The 2,284-nt window shown below is 68.5% G+C and carries 3 protein-coding genes and 1 pseudogene; 1 reads left to right on the top strand and 3 read right to left on the bottom strand.

All coding sequences use genetic code 11. The annotated features are described in order from the left end of the window. From AC2VNT_RS05785 to AC2VNT_RS05775, 3 genes are all read right to left on the bottom strand, one after another. Positions 1–546: VldE C-terminal domain-containing protein (locus AC2VNT_RS05785; protein WP_486945944.1), on the bottom strand; the 546-nt coding region annotated here is incomplete at its 3' end. Between the two features lie 104 nt (positions 547–650). Beyond that, positions 651–1,499 (bottom strand): glycoside hydrolase family 16 protein, encoded by an 849-nt coding sequence (locus AC2VNT_RS05780; protein WP_486945943.1) that lies wholly within the window; start codon positions 1,497–1,499, stop codon positions 651–653. Positions 1,500–1,595: 96 nt separating this feature from the next. Then, positions 1,596–1,982 (bottom strand): hypothetical protein, encoded by a 387-nt coding sequence (locus AC2VNT_RS05775; protein WP_486945942.1) that lies wholly within the window; start codon positions 1,980–1,982, stop codon positions 1,596–1,598. Between the two features lie 121 nt (positions 1,983–2,103). On the opposite strand from AC2VNT_RS05775, the pseudogene AC2VNT_RS05770 reads away from it, so the two are divergent. Further along, positions 2,104–2,284 (top strand): annotated as a pseudogene (locus AC2VNT_RS05770) (hypothetical protein); the annotation flags it as partial.

Genomic DNA, 2,284 nt, shown 5'->3' with positions numbered 1-2,284 from the left:
GTGCCCGTAACCACTGCCGCTCGGCCCGCCGGGCGTGTAGTAGACGCCGCGCCAGATCGCGTCCTGCAGCCCGAACCGCTCGGCGTTCTCCAACGCGAACGCGACGATCCGGTCACCGAGGGCGATGCCTTCGGCGCTGCCCGGGTCCGGGATCATCACATCCACCGCCAGGCCGTCGGGATGCCAGCGCAGCGCATCCGGGCGAACCCCGCCGATCTGGTGGATCTCCGGGAATTCCGCGCTGATGCAGCGGGCCACCAGGATGGTCCGTACCTGCAGACCCTGCTCCGGGGCGACCCCGACCGGCAACGCCTTCGGCGGCTCGATGATCCGCCACACCGTGCGCGAAGCTCGCCCGGGAATCATCACCATCTCCGAATGGGCGGCCGCCACCACTTTGGCGCCGCCGGCGACCGGATCGCCGGGGGCCGGACTCACTCGCGGTTGCGGGCCGCCGCCGGAGACGACGAACGCGGTAGCACCGGCACCGATCATCGTCGCTAACAACGACCACCGCAGGCCGGTGGCCGAGCTGTGCCGTCTCACGCAGAGCACCCTAGGCGCGAGCCGGCCCAGCTGCAGCAATCCGAGTCAGGATCTGAGAATTTCCACATAGTCGCCTCATAAACGACGCGCCGCCTCGCGGGGTTTCAGAAAACGCGAACCCAGTCGACCAGCATGTCCGCCGGATAGGCGCCGCCCGCCGGGTCACCGCCGCCGGAGCCGCCGATCGCCAGGTTCAGGATCGGGAAGACGGTGTAGCCGGGGTCGTTGAACGGCCACTCCCGGATCGGCTCGTCCAGGTTCTCGATGCCGGTCGCCGGGACGGTGAAATACGGCTGCATGCCCTCGACATAGTCCTGCCAGAAGTACATTCCACTCTGATCCCAGGTGACCCGCCAGTTGTGCCAGTTGCCGTCCACCGGGATCGGGTGCGTCTCGAAGGCGGTGCCCCAGGGGTTGGCGTGCACGGTGGTCCCCGACGGCCAGTCGCCGTTGCCGTACCACTCCATCAGGTCGATCTCGCCGCTGCGGCCCGGGTCGTCGTTGGAGAGCCACCAACCGGGCCAGCACCCCGCGGTCTGGCAGTTCAGCTTGATCCGGGCCTCCCAGGTGGTGTTGATCCCGCCGCGGAAATTCCCGTGCAACAGGCCACCGTGGTAGGTGTTCCCGTCCCTGGTGCCCCGGATGACCAGGTTGGAGTTGCCGTCTAGGAAGACGTTCTGCCGACTGTCCCGGTACTGGTACCAGAACTCCGGCCGGTCGAACCCGGTCGGGTTCTTGATCGGCGTGCGGAAGTTGGAGATGGTCCACTTCGACCGGTCCGGAGACGAGCCGGCCGGGCCGTCGAATTCGTCGCGGAAGATGTACCCACCAGTGCCGGCGCTACCGGCTGGTAGCGGCGCCGGGTCGGCCACGGCTTCGGCGGCCTTGGCGAGCGGAGACGTCGCCGCCACGGCGCCGACGCCCATCATCAACATCGCTTTTCGACGATTCATCTCCGGCACACATCGAATAGAACCATGCGACAGCCGGTTGCCGCCACGCGACTGCTCACCAGTCACAGCTGTCCCAGTGATCTGGGACACGGGCGGTTACGTCGTATCCGAGGCCTCGTCGGCGTCGTCGAGCACACTGACCGCGATCCCATACGGCAGAAAACGCACCTTGCGCAGTGGGTCGGTGTTGTGCCGGTTGGCCCGCAAGGCGTCGATCTCGGTCGCGAAGACCTGTTCGACGCGCGCGTTGCCGTCGTCGCCCACCAGGTAGATCGCCCAGACACCCTCACCGGCCTCACCGGCGGTAGCCGGGCCGGGCGCGGTTCGGCGGGCCAGACCCTCGAAGAGCGCGCCCCAGCCCGCCCGGTCGCCCGGCATCTCGAAGAAGTGGCCGATCTGGTTCAGCGCGTCACGCAGTCCCTCACCGGCCTCCCGGATTACCCGGTCGAAGTCCTCGGGGTCGAACCCGAATGCGCCACCCATCGCTGCTCCTTCCGGCCGCCGGTCACCGACCGCTCCAGTCTGCCCGCCCGACGTCGGCCGCGCACACCGCTATCCGGCCGGCACCGGAATCGGAATCGGAATCGGAATCGGCACCAGCGGGATGGTCAGGTACTCCGTTGTCATCGGCACCGTGGTCGCGGCGGCGCTGACCGGCGGCGGTGCCGCGGTGGTGGTCTGGGGCTGCGGTGCGCTGGTGGTCGTGACCACCGTTGTCGTGGTGGCCGCCGGCGGCTCGGTGGTGGTCTGCGACGGAGACGTACTGGTCTGCAGCGGCTCGGTGC

The sequence above is a fragment of the Mycobacterium sp. TH-M15 genome, from assembly GCF_057473705.1.
The sequence above is the reverse complement of the archived record's forward strand: the minus strand, read 5'-3'. Positions and strand labels throughout refer to the sequence as shown.